Raw genomic sequence first — 15609 nt, forward strand, 5'->3', positions numbered from 1 at the left:
TTTAGACTCCGCCGGCTAGCCGGTGGGTTCCCGCGCGCTGGCGTTTACACCGTAAAAGCTAATACCACCGACGGACACCGACCCCATAGTACACGCACGCCTGTTCGAATTTCGAATGCGGCACGCCGACTACGAATCATTTGGTCGGATAGTCCACGCCCAGTCGGCGCTCTTCCGGGACACTAAAGTCGTCGCACAACCCGTCCCAGACTTTGCCCGGATCGACGCCGCGTTCGATAAGCGCGTCCGCGGTATCCCCGAACTCGGCCAGGACATGCGAATGGGAAATCCAGGCGGCCTTTTCTGCCCCGAATTCGTCCGTAATAAGCTGGGTGTACTCCGTCAAACGCATGCCCGCCATCCTACCGCGTTATATCTGCGGTCAACCAACCCGGCGGGCGGAGAGAAAAACGTTTGACTCCCTCACTATATGGGGGTAAAGCGGGGGTGCTCCTGTCCTGCATGAACACTGTTCAAAAGTGGTCGTTTCCTGCAGATTGTCTGTTCACTGCTAGGGTTTTCGGGCATGAAGAAGAATACTCTGGCCTCCGGTCTGGCCTACGTGGCGGTCTTTACCGCCCTCGTCATTGTCCTCGCCTTTGTCTCCATCCCCGTCGGCACCGCCGGCGTCCCGATCGTTTTGCAAAACGCCGCCATCATCCTGGCCGGGCTCGTCCTAGGCGGCAAGCGCGGCCTGGCCGTCGGCCTGCTCTTCCTCTTCCTGGGGCTGGCCCTGCCGGTACTGGCCGGCGGCGGCACCACCCTGCGCGCGCTGGCCGGCCCGACCGTGGGCTACATCATCGGCTACGTGATCTCCCCGTGGGTTGCCGGTTCCATCGCCTACCGCGCCCCGCGCGCCAAGGGCGCCCGCATCGGTATCTTCATCCTGGCCGGTGTCGTGGCCCTGCTCATCCAGTACGTTTGCGGCGCGATCGGCCTGATGGTCCGCTCCGGCCTCTCGCTGACCGAGGCCACCGTGGCCCAGTTCGCCTTCGTCCCCGTGGACTCCCTGAAGCTCGTCGTCGCCATCATCATCGCGTACGGCGTGCACGCCGCCTTCCCGGATCTCATGGGCGCTACCAAGCGACGAGCTGACCGCCGTGCCAACAATTAAGTTCGACCACGTCGGCGTTACCTACGACGAGACCGAGGTCTTGCGCGATATTTGCCTGGAGCTTACCGAGCACCGCATCGGCATCATCGGCGCGAACGGCAGCGGCAAGTCCACCCTGACCCGTCTTATCAACGGCCTGGGCGAGCCCACCACCGGGACGGTGACGGTCGACGGACTCAACGTCGAAGAAAACGGCAAAGAGCTGCGCAAGAAGATCGGTTTCGTCTTCTCCGATGCCGAGAACCAGATCGTCATGCCGCAGGTGCGCGACGACGTCGCCTTCTCCCTGCGCCGCTTCAAGCTGTCGAAGGAGGAGCGCAACCGCCGCGTCGACGCCGCCCTGGAGCGTTTCGGGCTGACGGACCTAGCGGAGCAGTCCCCGCACACCCTGTCCGGCGGGCAGAAGCAGATGCTGGCGCTCGCAGCCGTACTCGTCATCGACCCCACGCTGATCCTCGCCGACGAGCCCACTACCCTGCTGGACCTGCGCAACCGCGACCGTATCCGGCGCGAGTTCGCCAGCCTGGAGCAGCAGCTCATCGTCGTCACGCACGACCTGGACTTCCTCACCGACTTCGACCGGGTTATCTGCATCGACGAGCACCAGGTCGCCGCCGACGGCCCGCCGGCGGAGGTATTGAGCTTCTACCGCGACCTCATGGCAGCCCGCCCGCTCTAAGGCAAAGGAGTCAACGCTCGTGCGGCGCAAAAACATACCGCTGAATGTCTACGTCGATAAAGACACCATCGTCCACCGGCCCTCCCCCTCGGTGAAGCTGGCTATCATCATCGTCTTTATCTTGGTTACCAGCATCTTCATCAAGACCATCCCGTGGGCCCTAGCCGCGGTGGTAGTAGGTGCTATCCCCTATGCCCTGGCCCAGGTCCCGCCGTCCATTATCGCCAGCCAGCTCACCCCGCCGTTGTTTATCCTCGTGCCGCTGGCGGCCTTCCAATGGTGGTCCCGCGACTTCGAGTACGCGGCAGTGATGTTCTTGACAATCTTCGCGGCCATGGAGGTCGCCTTCCTGCTCACGCTCACCTCGACGGTGGACGAGATCATGGAGTCGATGGAGCGGACCCTGGCTCCCCTGGCGCGTTTCGGCCTGCCCGTGGAGACCATCAGCTTGGCGATGTCCTTGACCATCCGGCTCATCCCGCTGATGTTCGAGACCGTCGGCGAGGTCTTGGACGCCCGCAAGGCCCGCGGGGCGAACATGTCCGTGATGGCCTTCGCCACCCCGGTCGTCATTCGCTCTATCCGCCGCGCCCAAGCCATGGGCGAGGCGCTGGCCGCCCGCGGCGTCGGCGATTAGTCCGCAACGCACCAAGCCCCCAGCTTCCCTCTTCGGGATGGCTGGGGGCTTGTCTTTGTCAGCGAGCGCTGACGCTAAGCAAAGTAGCTAGTGCGGGTTATTCGCCGCGCAGCTCGCGCAGGCGGGCCTCCACGGCGTCGTTGCTGACCTCCGGCTGGGCTGCCTTGTCGGCCGCCGACTGGGCGTTGCCGCCGGTGCTCTGGCCGGACTCAAGCTGCTGCTTCTTCTGGCCCGACTCGACCGGCTTGGAGTCGTTCATCTCCGCGCGGATCTGCTCCAGGCGGGAGTGTCCGGCCAGCTGCACGCCGGCCTGTTGGACCTCCTGCATGCGGGACTCGACGGAGTTCTCGGCCAGCTCGGCCTGCCCCAGAGCCTTGGAGTAGCGGCGCTCGATCTTGTCACGGACGGCGTCCAGCGACGGGGTCGAGCCGTTGGACAGCTCGTTCATGCTGCTCAGCGACTCGGAGACCTTCTCCTGCATCTTGGCCTGCTCCAGCTGGCTCAGCAGCTTGGAGCGCTCCGCCACCTTCTCGCGCAGCGCCATAGCGTTGCGCTCAACGGCCTTCTTAGCCTGGTCTGCCTGCTGCAGGGCCTGGTCGTGCAGCTTCTTGGTGTCCTCGACGGACTGCTCCGCGGTCACCAGCTGCGCGGCGAAGGCCTCGGCGGCGTTTTCGTACTCGACCGCCTTGGTCTCGTCACCGTCGGCGCGGGCCTTGTCGGCCAGCTGCAGGGCCTGCTTGGTGTTGCCCTGCAGCTTCTCGATCTCGCCTAGGCGGCGGTTCAGCTGCATTTCCAACTGGCGCTGGTTACCGATGACGGCCGCGGCCTGCTGGGACAGTTCCTGGTGCTGGCGCTGAGCGTCCTCGATGGCCTGCTCGATCTGGACCTTCGGATCGGCGTTTTCCTCAATCTTGGAGTCAAACAAAGCCATCAGGTACTTCCAGAGTTTGGAAAATGGGTTAGCCATGAGCCAAGGGCCTCTTTTCTTTAAACATATCGATTGCTCAGTAGTGCTTCGACCCACCATCGTAGCGAAAATAGCGGGCACACGCTGCCAATAGGCGGCGTTAAGGGGAGCTAAAGCTCGGAGGCAGCCGGGGCGGTCTGCGCCAGTTCTTCATCTACCGATGGCAGCGCCATGTAGCCGGCGGCCTCGATGAGTACATCGGCCACCGACACGTCGAGGGCGCCGCAAACCGCCGCGAGCATCTCGGAGGAAACTTCTTTGCGGCCACGCTCGAGCTCGGACAGATAGCCCGGGGAGACGTGGGCGACCGCAGCGAGCTCGCGCAGAGTCACGGACTTGTCCGCGCGGAAAGCACGCAGGCTCAAGCCCAGGGCCTCTCGCAGCAACGGCTCGTTTAACGGCGCGGCATGGGAGCGGGTGGGGGTATCCAGCAGTGCGGTAGTAGTGTTCATCACTAGTTCCAACGGCTCATCAACGTACTTTGTTCCCTATCGGCGGGGAAAATTTCGAATCTTTTCGACCGCTCTGGTCAGCGTCTGGCTCACGGCCGCGGTCCGGATCTCGTCCCGGGTACCCGCAAGGCCAGCAGGACCACCCACCTGCCAGGAATGCTGGGAGCCATCCGGGGCAGCAAGACCCGCCCAGACCTCGCCGACCGAGTGCCCGTCCTGCGGGTCGGGCCCGGCCACTCCGGTCAAGGCCAGACCCCAGTCGGCGCCGCACCGCGCCCGCGCTCCCGCGGCCATCGCCTCCGCCACTGGAGCGGAGATAACCGTGTTTTCTTCGATGAGCGCGGGGTCCACCCCGGCCAGCGTGGTTTTCAGCTCCGTGGCGTAGGTGACCAGTCCCCCGCGCAGCACCGCCGATGCCCCGGGCACCGTGGCGAGCGTGGCCGCGCCCAGGCCCGCGGTCAGGGACTCGCACCAGGCGACGGTCTCGCCGCGTTCCTTCAGCGCGGTCACCGTCTCGCGGGCGGCGGGGTTCGGACCAGCAGGATTAGGCATTGTGCTTCCGGGCATCCGCCAGGTACTGCACGCCCGTAACAACCGTGACGGCCATGGCTAGGAGCATGACGGTCAGCGTCGGGATATTCATCCAGTCGGGCAGCGGGCACAGATACATGGCTACGGCTAGCGACTGCAGAACGGTCTTGAGCTTGCCGCCCTTGGAGGCTGGAACCACCAGACCGCGTCGCAGCATGACCATGCGCCAGATCGTGATGCCAAATTCGCGCACCAGGATGACCACGGTGATCCACCACGGCAGGACCCCGATGATATTCAGGCAGACCAGCGCCGTGGTCATCAGCGCCTTGTCCGCAATCGGATCGGCAATCTTGCCGAAATCCGTGATGAGTCCCTTAGCCCGGGCGATGTCGCCGTCGAGCTTGTCCGTAATCATCAGCAGGACGAAGACGGCAAACGCCCACCACTGGTGTTCAGCCAACACGAGCCAGGCAAAGACCGGAATGAAAAGGATCCGCAGGCTAGTCAGGATGTTGGGCAGGTTCCAATTGGAGGGCTTCTCCCCGCCACGCTTCAAGCCCCCGCCGCCGCTGTGCGCTGGGCCGGGGTTGGATGACCTAGTTCCTGGTTGACTCACGCCTACAATCTTACCTGCTTTAGATCGTTTCCTATTGGCCACGGCCCAAACGGGGTCCCACCGGGCAATCAACGGGGCGGGCTACGCCAAACCGCCGCGAGTTGTGGGAGTAAATCTCGTCCACGATAGACCAGGACAGAATTAGTCCCGCAAGAAAACCGCCGGGGCGGGCGCGGAAAAACTAGGATGAGAGCATGAAGTATTTCGCCACCTTTTACGACTACGCCCCCACCAACCCGCTGGTGTCGGAGCAGCGCCCCGCCCACCGCGAATTCATCAACAGCCTGCACGAGAAGGGCCTCATTGTCGGCTCCGGCCCCCACCCGGATTCAGCCGGCGGAGCGCTCATCATCCTGCAGCTAGACGACGACGCCCAGGTCGCCGACGCCATCAAGATCATGGACGACGACCCGTTCCACACCTCGGGCGTGGTCACCCGCCGCAGCTTCCGCGAGTGGAACCCCGTCACCAAGATTTTCTAGCCTGCGCCTTCTCTTATTCCGGCGCCGCAGCGACAAAAGCCCGACCTAATTCCCCCATCAACTGTGTAAATATTGGCTTTCAAAAGATCGCGCTCGGGACGGTCGGGTGTGAGGCGGTGCGTTAGCGCACCGCCCCATCAAGTTCGGTTTTAAGGCAACTCGGAGCTGGCGACCTCGTCGGCCTTGCCGATGAGGTGGCCGCGCTTGTCGCGGACGATCTTGTTGCCTTCCTCGTCCCAGTCGTAGTGGTTGTGGGAGACCTTGATGCCGCCTTGGGCTTCGTCGCGCTTGTTCTTCCAGATGGACGCCAACACCGTGATGACGAGGACCCCCACGATGATGATCAGCGACCAGATGGTGGAGACCTCCGGCACCGGGACGTCGTCGCCGCCGTTGATGAACGGCAGGTTGTTCTCGTGCAGGGCATGCAGCAGCAGCTTCACGCCGATGAAGCCCAGGATGATGCCCAGGCCGTACGGCAGGTACACCAGGCGGTCCAGCAGGCCGTCGAGCAGGAAGTACATCTGGCGCAGGCCCATCAGGGAGAAGGCATTGGTGGTAAAGACCAAGAACGCTTCCGAGGTGATGCCGTAGATAGCCGGGATGGAGTCGAAGGCGAACATGATGTCAATCAGGCCGATGGCCACCAGCGCCACGAACAGCGGGGTCAGCGCCAGCTTGCCATTCTTGGGGCCGGATTCCTCGCGGTGGATGAGCTTGTCGCCGTGGTAACGCGGGGTGACGTGGATGGCCTTGCGGATCATCTTGATGACCGCCATGTCGTTCGGGTCGGTCTCCGGGGCGTCGCGAACCTCATCCACGATCAGCTTGATGGCCGTGTAGAGCAGGAAGATGGCGAACAGGTAGAACACGTCCGACCAGGCGGCGATGACCGCGGCGCCCAGCAAGATGAAGATCAGGCGGAAGATGAGCGCCAGCACGATGCCGATGAGCAGCACCTTCTGCTGGTATTTGCGCGGGATCTTGAACGCGCCCATAATCAGGGCGAAGACGAAGAGGTTGTCGACCGACAGCGCCTTCTCCGTCACGTAACCGGTGTAGTACTGCACGGCGTGCTCGTGGTCCCACAGGACCCAGATGACCACGCCGAACAACAGTGCCAAACCGACATAGAAGGCGGTCCACAGACCGGATTCTTTCAGGGTGGGCTCGTGCGGAGTACGCACGTGCGAGTAGAAATCAAAGACGAAAAATCCGAGAATGACTGCGCCAGTTAGCAGCCAAATCCATACGGGTACACTCATGGCACTTATCCCTCCGGTCGTTACAGCAAAAAATGGACCGGAGGTCTCCCCCGCCCGGATGACCGGGCCGGCGCGACCGGGAGCGGGCAGTGTGTGCTGCCGCTGCCGTGTTGACGATCAGCGCCGAAGAATGGGGTACTCCCCTCCAAGACTCGATTAATCCTACACGAGTCCGCCCGCGGCGGCCCTAAAACGCCCCCGACGACGGGTTGTAGGTTGCCTGTACGGTGCGGGTATCTTCCCCACCGGCAGGTGCCCCATCCGGGTTGGTGTCCGCCTCACCGGCGGCGCCCGCAGCTTCCTGCTGGGCCATTTCCTCTTGCACCTCCTTGGGTGCCTCGGCCGGGTCGGCGCCCTTGATGTACCACAGCATGGTCTCGAGTTCCTCGGGCTTGGTGAGCACCTCGCGGGCCTTCGAACCCTCCGAGGGCCCCACGACGCCGCGGGATTCCATCAGGTCCATCAGGCGACCGGCCTTGGCGAAGCCGATGCGCAGCTTGCGCTGCAGCATCGACGTGGAGCCCAGCTGGGAAGTGACGACGAGCTCGACGGCCTCCAGGAGGTCGTCCATATCCTTTCCGATATCGTCGTCGATTTCCTTCTTCTTGCTATCCTGCTTCTCCTCGGTAACACCCTCGGTGTAATTCGGCTGGGCCTGCCGCTTGGCGGCATCGACCACGGCCTGGACTTCCTCGTCCGTGACGAACGCGCCTTGCAGGCGCTGCGGCTTGCCGGCGCCCTGCGGGATGAACAGGGCGTCGCCCATGCCGATGAGCTTTTCCGCCCCGCCCTGGTCCAGGATGACGCGGGAGTCGGTCAGCGAGGAGGTGGCGAACGCCAGGCGGGATGGCACGTTGGTCTTGATCAGACCGGTGACGACGTCGACGGACGGGCGCTGGGTAGCCAAGACCAAGTGGATGCCGGCCGCGCGGGCCTTCTGGGTAATACGCACGATGGAGTCCTCGATTTCCTTCGGCGCCGTCATCATCAGGTCAGCCAGCTCGTCGACCACGCAGACGATGTACGGGTACGGGCGCACGTCGCGCTGGGAGCCGGCAGGGGCCTGGTACTCGCCGGAGCGCACCTTGGCGTTGAAGTCCTCGATCTTGCGGACGCGCGCGGATTTCATGTCCAGGTAGCGCTGCTCCATCTCCTCGACCAGCCACTGCAGGGCGGCCGCGGCCTTCTTCGGCTGCGTGATGATCGGGGTGATGAGGTGCGGGATGCCCTCGTACGGGGTCAGCTCGACCATCTTCGGATCGACCAGGATGAGGCGCACCTGTTCCGGCGTAGCGCGGGTAAGCAGGGAAACCAGCATGGAGTTCACGAACGCCGACTTACCGGAACCGGTAGCACCGGCCACCAGCAGGTGGGGCATCTTCTTGACCGAGGCCGAGACGAAGTCGCCCTCGATGTCCTTGCCCAGTCCGATGAGCATCGGGTCGGTCTGCGCACGGGTAGCCGGGGCGTCGAGCACCTCGCGCAGGCGCACCATCTCGCGGTCCGGGTTGGGGACCTCGATGCCCACGGCGGACTTACCCGGGATCGGGGTCAGCAGGCGCAGGTTGTCGGTGGCCACCGCGTAGGCCAGGTTGGACTGCAAGTTGGTCACCTTCGAGACCTTCACGCCCGGGCCCAGCTCGATCTCGTAGCGGGTCACTGTCGGCCCGCGGCTGAATCCGGTCACCTGGGCGTTGACCTTGAACTCCTCGAAGACGTCCGTGATAGCCGCGATGATGTGGTCGTTGACCTCGGTGCGCTCCTTCGCCGGAGTGCCGGCGGTCAGCAGATCCGTCGTCGGCAGGTCGTAGTCGCCGTCCTCGGTCGTCGCCGGGGTCGCCGGAGCAGCCGCTGCGACAGGCTCTTCCGCCGGCTCTTCCTCGTCGGCGGCCTTCCCTCTAGCAGGGTCTTGGCCGGAGCGGGCGATAATCGCCTGGCGCATGGCCTCCCGCGAAGCCGAGACCGCGTCATCGGACTTCGACTGAGCACCAGCCGAGCGCGGCGTGGACTGCGCGCCCGCGTCCAGGGTGCGCGTGGGCTCCGCAGCCCCGGCGTCCTGGGAAGCGCTAAACAGGTCTTCCGGTTCCGGGGTTGCGTCGCGCACGACCGGGATCTCGTTGGTATCCGCCAGCTCGTCGCGCTGGCTGGACTTGCTCCCGGCCGACCGGCCCGGGTTGTTCAGGGCGGTGGTCTCCGCCTCCGAGGAGTTCCAGGCAGAAGCCGGGGACGCGGCGGCACCAGCCGCGCCCGCAGCACCAGCGGCGCCCGCGGCAGCAGAACCAGCGCCCGGGCCCGACTGCGGGGCCGGCTTCGGCTTCTGGGGCAGTAGGCGCCCGGTGGCCCGGCGGGCCGTGGAACGGCGCTCGGTGTTGCGGCCGGCGGCGATATCGTCGATGTGATCGCTGACCTGGCTGTAGGCGTCGTCGTCGGCGTCCTCCTCCGCGGCGTCCTTGCCGCGCAGGCCGGAAATGGTATCAACCAGCAGATCCCACGCCTCGCGCACGGTAATGCCGGTGACCTTCAGCGCGCCGTAGACGATGACTAGGAAGAGCAGCGGCACGGCTACGTAGCCCGAGAAACCCAGGGCCAGCAGCCCGCCGGTCCAAGCGCCCACGGCGCCGCCGGCGCTCATGCGGTCGGCCCACTCAGTGGGGTCGCCGGCGAAGATGTGGATAAGCCCCAGCATGGAGACCACGATGAGGGTCGTGCCGAGGATGACCCGGGGCGGGATGCCGCCCGAGGGCCCGCCGATGCGCAGCATGAGCACCAGCGCCAGGGCAACCAGGGCGACGGGCAGCACGAGGGCGCCCGCGCCGATGACAAGGTGGACCACGGTAGCAATGCCGGCGCCGATGGGGCCGGCGATGTCCAGCCACACGGAGGCACCGATCACCGCGGCCAGGCCCAGCAGGATCAGGCCAACCGCGTCCGGGTTGCCGATGGATATGCCGGCCTCCGCGCCGTCCTCTTCGGTGTCTAGCGCGTCGTGTTCGTCAATCTCTTCTTCCAATTTCGACCTTTTCGACGGGGTGTCCTCAGGCGTAATCTCTGACTTCTTTCTCTTGGCGCGGCGCGGCCGCTTAGTGTTCTGCTCCACCGGCGCCGCAGCGCCGTCGCTATGATCGTTACCGGGGTTGCCCTCGTCCAGCAAGTCTTCGTCGCTCGGCTTCAGGCTTGCCAGGCCCCGGCTCACGCCGCGGGCGGTGGCCGAAAACATCGCCCCCACCCCGTGCCCGACCGCACGGAAAGCGCTGCCGGTGCGAGGATGCTCGCTCTCGGCAGCGCTGGGTACCGCTAAAGTCTCGGGCGCCTTGCCACGGCCCGCCGGACGCGCCCGCTTGGCCGGCGATGGTTTGTTGCGGCCAGGGGAACTACTGCGGCGAGACGAGACATTCTTGACAGACATGCCTGTAACTCTAGCCGCTTATACCCCACTAATCACAGGCGCAACACACAGTTCACGAAGAAAAGTTGCGGTCAAGCCTAAAGACTAGACTTCACGATGGCGGACTTGTCGCCTGCGATCTCCACCTGGGCCGCGTCCCGGCCGTAGACCCACAGCAGCAGCTCGGCCGGCTGCCCGGAGACAGCCACCACGGCGTCGCCGCGCTCGGCCACTCCCCGCTTGTCCGCGGCCACGATCCGGCGCCCGCCGGCCGGGTGCAGGATGACGGGCAGCCGCGACTTCTTCAACATCAGTGGAGCAAAGCGCTGGAGCGTAGCGGAAAATTCGTCGTCGACCACCGCGGAAAATTCCCGCGGCTCGGTCTGGCCGTTGGCCCGGCGCACGTCCTCGTGGTGGATAAAGTTCTCCGCGAAGTTCAGCTTGGAGTCCAGCAAGAAGAACGGGCTCCACTTCGGCGGGCCCGCACGCCAGGCGTTGACCAGTTTCACGTAGTCGCGGCTTTTTACCTGCTTGGTTACCTTGTCCAGGTGGCCGCTCAGCGCCGGGATGAACATTCCGGCGGCCGCGTCGGGGCGGTGCTCGCGCAGCCAGAGATGCGCGGCCATGTCGTGGGTGGTCCAGCCCTCGCACAGGGTATCGGCGTCGGGGCCTAGGTCGATGAAAAGATCGGCTAGTCGGTTTCTTTCAGTACCGGAAAAAGACATGCTCCCCAGCATATCCCTTCAACCATGGGAAGGGAGCTGGGGAGCATGCGCGGCGTTTAAGCGCTACAGGGATTCGCGGGCGCTGTGGACCTCGTCGTCATCAATCAGCGAACCGTCGCCCGAGGTGGGAACGATGGTCGGCAGGATGACCGGCTCACGCTTGTACTTGGAATCCATGAGCTTGGAGACCTTGCGGCGAATCTTCTGCACCATGCGGTAGGTGTCGTTCTCGCCCTCGGCAGCCAGGTCGTTCATGGTGTTCTCGACCAGCTCGGCTACCTCCGGGACCACGGAGCGATCGTCGTCGCTGAAGCCCGTGGTCGCGACCGTCGGGTGCTCCATCAGGCGGGAGGTGCGGTTGTCGATAACACAGGTAATCGACACCACGCCGCCGGAGCCCAGGTTGGTGCGGTCGGCCAGCGTGTCCGCGTCGACCTCACCCATGTTCACGCCGTCGACGTAGAGGTTGCCGACCTGGATCTGGCCCACGACCTGAGCACGGCCGTTGTGCAGGTCGACGACAACGCCGTTCTGCGCCAGCACGACGCGGTCGCGGTCGACACCGGTCGAAATCGCCAGCTCCTTGTTGGCGCGCAGGTGGCGCCACTCGCCGTGGACCGGCATGGCGTTCTTCGGGCGCGCGGCATTGTAGAGGAAGAGCAGCTCGCCGCCGTAACCGTGGCCAGAGGCGTGCACCTTGGCCTCCTTGTTGGTTACAACCTCGGCGCCAATCTGCGACAGCATGTTAATGACGCCGAAGACGGCTTCCTCGTTGCCCGGAATGAGCGAGGAGGAAAAGACGATGAGATCGCCGTCGCGGACGGTGATCTGGCGGTGCTCGCGGCGGGCCATGCGCGACAGCGCGGCCATCGGCTCGCCCTGGGTACCGGTGGTGATCAGGACCGTCTTGTGCGGGGCCATCTTGGCGGCCTCGTCAATCGGCACGATAGTGCCGCGCGGGACCTTCAAAAAGCCCATCTTCTCCGCGATCTCCATGTTGCGCATCATGGAGCGGCCATTGAAGGCGACCTTGCGGCCGGCGGCCACGGCGGCATCGATAGCCGCCTGCACGCGGTAGACGTTGGACGCGAAGGAGGCGATGATGACGCGCTGACGGGCGTTGGCCACCAGGCGCTTGAAGGTGGCCGGGATGTCACCCTCCGAGGCGGAAACGCCCGGGACGTTGGCGTTCGTGGAGTCGCACAGCATCAGGTCCACGCCCTCGTCGCCGTAGCGGGACAGGGCCGGCAGGTCGGTCGGGCGACCGTCCAGCGGGGTCTGGTCCATCTTGATGTCGCCGGTGTGGATGATGTTGCCGGCCGGGGTGCCCAGCATGATGCCCAGGGCATCCGGCACGGAGTGGTTGACGGCCCAGAAACGCGCGCGGAACGGGCCGTAGGAAACGTCCGACTTCTCGTTGACCTCGACGAACTTCGGCTTTTGGCGGTGCTCCTTGCACTTGGCCGCGATCAGCGCGATGGTGAAGCGGGAGGCGACGATCGGGATATCCGGGCGCAGCTTCAGCAGCCACGGGATAGCGCCGATGTGGTCCTCGTGCGCGTGGGTGACCACGAGGGCCTCGACCTTGTCCAGGCGGTCTTCGATCGGGCCGAAGTCCGGCAGGATGAGGTCCACGCCCGGCTCGCCCGAGGACGGGAAGAGCACGCCGCAGTCGATGATCAGCAGGCGACCGTCGTATTCGAAGACGGTCATGTTGCGGCCGATCTCGGAGATGCCGCCCAGCGCGTAGATACGCAGGGAGCCCTTGGCCTGCTTCGGCGGCTCCGGCAGGCGCTTGGTCAGATCCGCGCCCTGCATGGACTTGGGCACGTTGCGGCGGCCCCGGTTGTTGTTGCGGTTGTTCTTGCCGCCCTTACCGTTGCCGTTGTTATTGCCGTTGTTGTTATTGCCGTTGCTACCGCCACGGCCGCGACCGCGGCCGCCGCGGGAACCACGGGAGCGGTTGGAACGGCGGTTGCCGCCGTTGTTGTTGCCGTTACCGCCGTGGTTGTCGTTGCCCTGGTTGCCGCCGTTGTTCTGATTGTTCTTGTTATCAGAATTGCCGTTGTTGTTTCCGTTGCCGCCGTCTGCACCGGAAGTGTCGTTTCCGGCGTTCTGCGGGGCCTGGAATACCGGCGATGCCGCCTCGTTGGAGGCTGCTTCTTGGCCCGTCGGCGGGCCCGCCTTGCGGGTCACTTTCCGGGCACGGTTTCGAGATTCAGTCATACTTATAGGACTCCAGCTTGTTGCATATCGCGGCGGAGTTCGGTCAGCTCATCCTCGGTGGCTGCCAGAATAGGCAGCCGCGGTTCGCCGACGTCGATTCCCTGCAGTCGCAGGGCCGCCTTGGCTAAGGTGGCGCCGCCCAGACGCGCTTGGGCGTGAACGAGCGGGGCCAGAGTATTTACGTTTATATCCCTTGCACGGGCAAGGTTTCCTTCTGAGAAAGAAGCATAAAGCTCCACAAGAGCCTGCGGGGCGGCATGGCCGATGACCGAGATGAAACCGCTGGCCCCCATGGCAAGCCACGGGAGGTTGAGCGGATCATCGCCGGAGTACCACGCCAGTCCGGTCTCTTGCATTAATTGAGCGCCGAGTGGCAGGTCGCCCTTCGCGTCCTTCACGGCCGCGACGGTGGGCAGCTCAGCCAGCCGGCGTAACGTATCCGCGTGGATCGGGATACCGGAGCGACCAGGAATGTCGTAGACGCAAATTGGCAGATCGGTGGCGCCAGCAATTTCGGTGAAGTGCGCCAGGACTCCCGCCTGCGAAGGCTTGGAGTAATACGGGGTCACGACCAAGAGGCTGTCCGCCCCCGCATTCGCCATGGTGCGGGCAAGCTCTACGGAAGACACCGTATTATTGGTTCCCGCACCAGCGCAAATTCGTGCCCTGCCGCCCACCTCGTCCTTAACGGCCTTTAGCATTTCAGTCTTCTCCGCCACGGTGGTGGTGGGAGACTCACCCGTAGTGCCCCCAACGATGAGGGAATCGATGCCGTTGTCCACGAGGTGCGCAGCAAGCTCTCGAGCCCGGCCCAAGTCCAGGGCGCCGTCCTGGTCAAACGGTGTGACCATGGCGACCCCGACGCGGCCGAAGGTCTCGATGCCGGTCTGTGCAGTCATACCTGTGCTCATAGGCGTCAAGGATACCCGCTTATCGACGAGCTGCGGGCATCCGCCCCCGGCATGGCGGTGTTCTAGCCCGCGTAGGGGCTGGCAGCCATCTCCGTGCCGTCGGACAACGTGGTGATGTGGAAATCATCAAAGAGCACGGGCGCCTGCTGGGACAAAAGCCGCAGGCAGGCCACGGCCACCGCGCGGAGCTCCGTGTCCGCGTGCTCCGTCGCCCGCGCGGCGATGAACTGGCGCCAGGTGCGGTAGTTGCCCGTGACCACGATCCGAGACTCGGTCGCGTTCGGCAGGATGGCCCGCGCAGCCTGGCGCGCCTGCTTCTTGCGCAACAGCGCGTTGGGCTCGTCCTCCAGCTTCTCCTCCAGCGCGTGGAGCAGCTCCTCGTAGACGAAACGGCTCTCATCCACCGCGGACAGCAGCAGTCGGGTCAGCTGCTCGTCCCGAGCGATGGGTTCCGGCAGTACGACGGAGGCCCGCTCGGGGTGGACGTAGCGCTGCGAGAGCTGGGAGAAGGAGAAGTGCCGGTGCCGCACCAGCTCGTGGGTGGCCGAGCGGGAGATGCCGCGGATGTAGAGCGTCGCCGTGGCGTGCTCGAGCAGGCCGGCGTGGCCGACCTCCAGGATGTGCCGCAGGTAGGCGGCGTTGGTCGCGGTGCGCGGGTTCGGCTTGTCGAAGGACTCGTAGCAGGCCCGGCCCGCGAACTCGACCAGCGCCTCGGCATCCGTGGCCGTGGCATCCGCTTGCCATTCCACCCCGGTGGGGGCGTGAAAGGCCGTCGCCGCAATTAGCTCGACCTGCAGGTTACTGACCTCAGCCATGACCTAGAGTCCCAGGTAGGATTCCAGCCCAACCACCAGGCCCGGGCGGTCGGCGATGTTGCGGACGCCGACCAGCACGCCCGGTACGAAGGAGGTGCGGTCGTAAGAGTCCTGGCGGATGGTCAGGCTCTGGCCCTGGGCGCCGAAGATGACCTCCTCGTGGGCCACCATGCCGCGGGTGCGCACCGCGTGGACCGGCACGCCGTCCACGTTGGCGCCGCGGGCGCCGTCCAGGGTCTTCTCCGTGGCGTCGGGCATCGGGCCCATACCGGCTTCCTGGCGGGCGGCGGCAATCCCCTCGGCGGTGTGCACGGCCGTACCAGACGGCGCGTCCAGCTTCGTCGGGTGGTGGTACTCCACGACCTCGGCGGTCTCGAAGTACTGGGCGACCTGGCGGGAGAGCACCATGGTCAGCACGGCGGAGATAGCGAAGTTCGGCGCGATCAGCACGTGGCCCGCGCCGGAGGCCTGCGTCCACTGCTTGACCTGGGCCAGGCGGTCCTTGTCGAAGCCGGTGGTGCCCACGACGCAGTGGATGCCGTTGGACACGCAGTATTCCAGGTTGCCCATGACGGAATCCGGGGTGGTGAAGTCCACGACGACCTGGACGCCGTTGGTCTTGAGCAGCTCCAGGGAGTCGCCGTGGTCAATGGTCGCCGCCAGGTCGAGGTCTTCGGCAGCCTGCACCGCCTCCACGACGGCCTCGCCCACGCGCCCCTTTGCGCCCAGCACACCGACTTGAATATTCATCGCGCTACCTTCTTCCTGTAGTGGTCTCGTCTCGTTCCGCGTCATCCGCCC

The 15609-nt window shown here is 65.0% G+C and carries 16 protein-coding genes; 4 read left to right on the forward strand and 12 right to left on the reverse strand.

The features are described from left to right. Positions 1-136: 136 nt before the first annotated feature. Positions 137-352, reverse strand: a complete 216-nt coding sequence (locus ACEE23_RS05970) for a DUF3046 domain-containing protein (protein WP_368519168.1) — start codon at positions 350-352, stop codon at positions 137-139. Positions 353-526: 174 nt separating this feature from the next. Between ACEE23_RS05970 and ACEE23_RS05975 the strand changes: the two genes are divergently transcribed. From ACEE23_RS05975 to ACEE23_RS05985, 3 genes are read left to right on the forward strand one after another with little or no spacing between them, the layout of a single operon-like run. After that, entirely contained in the window at positions 527-1114 is a 588-nt protein-coding gene (locus ACEE23_RS05975) for a biotin transporter BioY (RefSeq protein WP_368519167.1), read from the forward strand. Continuing rightward, on the forward strand, positions 1101-1793 hold the full coding sequence (locus ACEE23_RS05980) for an energy-coupling factor ABC transporter ATP-binding protein (RefSeq protein WP_368519166.1): 693 nt from the start codon (positions 1101-1103) through the stop codon (positions 1791-1793). The genes ACEE23_RS05975 and ACEE23_RS05980 overlap by 14 nt, the downstream gene beginning before the upstream one ends. Positions 1794-1812: 19 nt before the next feature. After that, positions 1813-2430, forward strand: coding sequence for an energy-coupling factor transporter transmembrane component T family protein (locus ACEE23_RS05985; protein WP_368519165.1), 618 nt, complete (start codon positions 1813-1815; stop codon positions 2428-2430). Between the two features lie 97 nt (positions 2431-2527). Here ACEE23_RS05985 and ACEE23_RS05990 read toward each other — a convergent pair whose 3' ends face one another. The 4 genes from ACEE23_RS05990 to pgsA form a co-directional block, all read right to left on the reverse strand. Next, on the reverse strand, positions 2528-3397 hold the full coding sequence (locus ACEE23_RS05990) for a PspA/IM30 family protein (protein WP_368519164.1): 870 nt from the start codon (positions 3395-3397) through the stop codon (positions 2528-2530). 110 nt (positions 3398-3507) lie between these two features. Beyond that, positions 3508-3849 carry a helix-turn-helix domain-containing protein gene (locus ACEE23_RS05995; protein WP_070768471.1) on the reverse strand — a complete coding sequence of 114 codons (342 nt, stop codon included), beginning with the start codon at positions 3847-3849 and terminating at the stop codon, positions 3508-3510. 36 nt (positions 3850-3885) lie between these two features. Continuing rightward, positions 3886-4401: a CinA family protein gene (locus ACEE23_RS06000; protein ID WP_368519163.1), complete on the reverse strand. Its 516-nt coding sequence runs from the start codon at positions 4399-4401 to the stop codon at positions 3886-3888. Continuing rightward, the gene (gene pgsA, locus ACEE23_RS06005) at positions 4394-4939 is read right to left on the reverse strand and encodes a CDP-diacylglycerol--glycerol-3-phosphate 3-phosphatidyltransferase (protein WP_368519162.1); all 546 of its coding nucleotides are present in this window, start codon (positions 4937-4939) and stop codon (positions 4394-4396) included. Before pgsA ends, ACEE23_RS06000 begins: the two co-directional genes overlap by 8 nt. A gap of 254 nt (positions 4940-5193) precedes the next feature. Here pgsA and ACEE23_RS06010 point away from each other — a divergent pair, with 254 nt between their 5' ends. Next, complete coding sequence (locus tag ACEE23_RS06010; protein ID WP_368519161.1) at positions 5194-5481, forward strand: YciI family protein; 288 nt, start codon at positions 5194-5196, stop codon at positions 5479-5481. Positions 5482-5630: 149 nt separating this feature from the next. On the opposite strand, the gene ACEE23_RS06015 is transcribed toward ACEE23_RS06010, so the two are convergent. The 7 genes from ACEE23_RS06015 to dapB form a co-directional block, all read right to left on the reverse strand. After that, positions 5631-6746: a TerC family protein gene (locus ACEE23_RS06015; RefSeq protein ID WP_368519160.1), complete on the reverse strand. Its 1116-nt coding sequence runs from the start codon at positions 6744-6746 to the stop codon at positions 5631-5633. Positions 6747-6933: 187 nt separating this feature from the next. After that, positions 6934-10152 (reverse strand): DNA translocase FtsK, encoded by a 3219-nt coding sequence (locus tag ACEE23_RS06020; RefSeq protein ID WP_368533910.1) that lies wholly within the window; start codon positions 10150-10152, stop codon positions 6934-6936. A gap of 77 nt (positions 10153-10229) precedes the next feature. Then, the gene (locus ACEE23_RS06025; RefSeq protein ID WP_368519158.1) at positions 10230-10856 is read right to left on the reverse strand and encodes a TIGR03085 family metal-binding protein; all 627 of its coding nucleotides are present in this window, start codon (positions 10854-10856) and stop codon (positions 10230-10232) included. A gap of 63 nt (positions 10857-10919) precedes the next feature. After that, on the reverse strand, positions 10920-13082 hold the full coding sequence (locus ACEE23_RS06030) for a ribonuclease J (protein ID WP_368521230.1): 2163 nt from the start codon (positions 13080-13082) through the stop codon (positions 10920-10922). A gap of 2 nt (positions 13083-13084) precedes the next feature. After that, positions 13085-13993, reverse strand: coding sequence for a 4-hydroxy-tetrahydrodipicolinate synthase (gene dapA, locus ACEE23_RS06035; RefSeq protein WP_368519156.1), 909 nt, complete (start codon positions 13991-13993; stop codon positions 13085-13087). A gap of 62 nt (positions 13994-14055) precedes the next feature. Beyond that, a complete protein-coding gene (thyX, locus tag ACEE23_RS06040; RefSeq protein ID WP_368521231.1) occupies positions 14056-14808 on the reverse strand; it encodes an FAD-dependent thymidylate synthase in 753 nt (250 codons plus the stop codon). 3 nt (positions 14809-14811) lie between these two features. Continuing rightward, positions 14812-15558 carry a 4-hydroxy-tetrahydrodipicolinate reductase gene (gene dapB / locus ACEE23_RS06045; RefSeq protein ID WP_368519154.1) on the reverse strand — a complete coding sequence of 249 codons (747 nt, stop codon included), beginning with the start codon at positions 15556-15558 and terminating at the stop codon, positions 14812-14814. Positions 15559-15609: the final 51 nt, after the last annotated feature.

This window comes from Corynebacterium sp. 32222D000AT, assembly GCF_053546955.1.

Bases quoted from the DNA above. Each gene is read 5' to 3' on its own strand.
- ACEE23_RS05970 (WP_368519168.1), bottom strand. From the start codon at position 352: ATGCGTTTGACGGAGTACACCCAGCTTATTACGGACGAATTCGGGGCA.
- ACEE23_RS05975 (WP_368519167.1), top strand. From the start codon at position 527: ATGAAGAAGAATACTCTGGCCTCCGGTCTGGCCTACGTGGCGGTCTTT.
- ACEE23_RS05990 (WP_368519164.1), bottom strand. From the start codon at position 3,397: ATGGCTAACCCATTTTCCAAACTCTGGAAGTACCTGATGGCTTTGTTT.
- ACEE23_RS05995 (WP_070768471.1), bottom strand. From the start codon at position 3,849: ATGAACACTACTACCGCACTGCTGGATACCCCCACCCGCTCCCATGCC.
- ACEE23_RS06000 (WP_368519163.1), bottom strand. From the start codon at position 4,401: ATGCCTAATCCTGCTGGTCCGAACCCCGCCGCCCGCGAGACGGTGACC.
- ACEE23_RS06010 (WP_368519161.1), top strand. From the start codon at position 5,194: ATGAAGTATTTCGCCACCTTTTACGACTACGCCCCCACCAACCCGCTG.
- ACEE23_RS06015 (WP_368519160.1), bottom strand. From the start codon at position 6,746: ATGAGTGTACCCGTATGGATTTGGCTGCTAACTGGCGCAGTCATTCTC.
- ACEE23_RS06020 (WP_368533910.1), bottom strand. From the start codon at position 10,152: ATGTCTGTCAAGAATGTCTCGTCTCGCCGCAGTAGTTCCCCTGGCCGC.
- ACEE23_RS06025 (WP_368519158.1), bottom strand. From the start codon at position 10,856: ATGTCTTTTTCCGGTACTGAAAGAAACCGACTAGCCGATCTTTTCATC.
- ACEE23_RS06030 (WP_368521230.1), bottom strand. From the start codon at position 13,082: ATGACTGAATCTCGAAACCGTGCCCGGAAAGTGACCCGCAAGGCGGGC.
- dapA (WP_368519156.1), bottom strand. From the start codon at position 13,993: ATGAGCACAGGTATGACTGCACAGACCGGCATCGAGACCTTCGGCCGC.
- thyX (WP_368521231.1), bottom strand. From the start codon at position 14,808: ATGGCTGAGGTCAGTAACCTGCAGGTCGAGCTAATTGCGGCGACGGCC.
- dapB (WP_368519154.1), bottom strand. From the start codon at position 15,558: ATGAATATTCAAGTCGGTGTGCTGGGCGCAAAGGGGCGCGTGGGCGAG.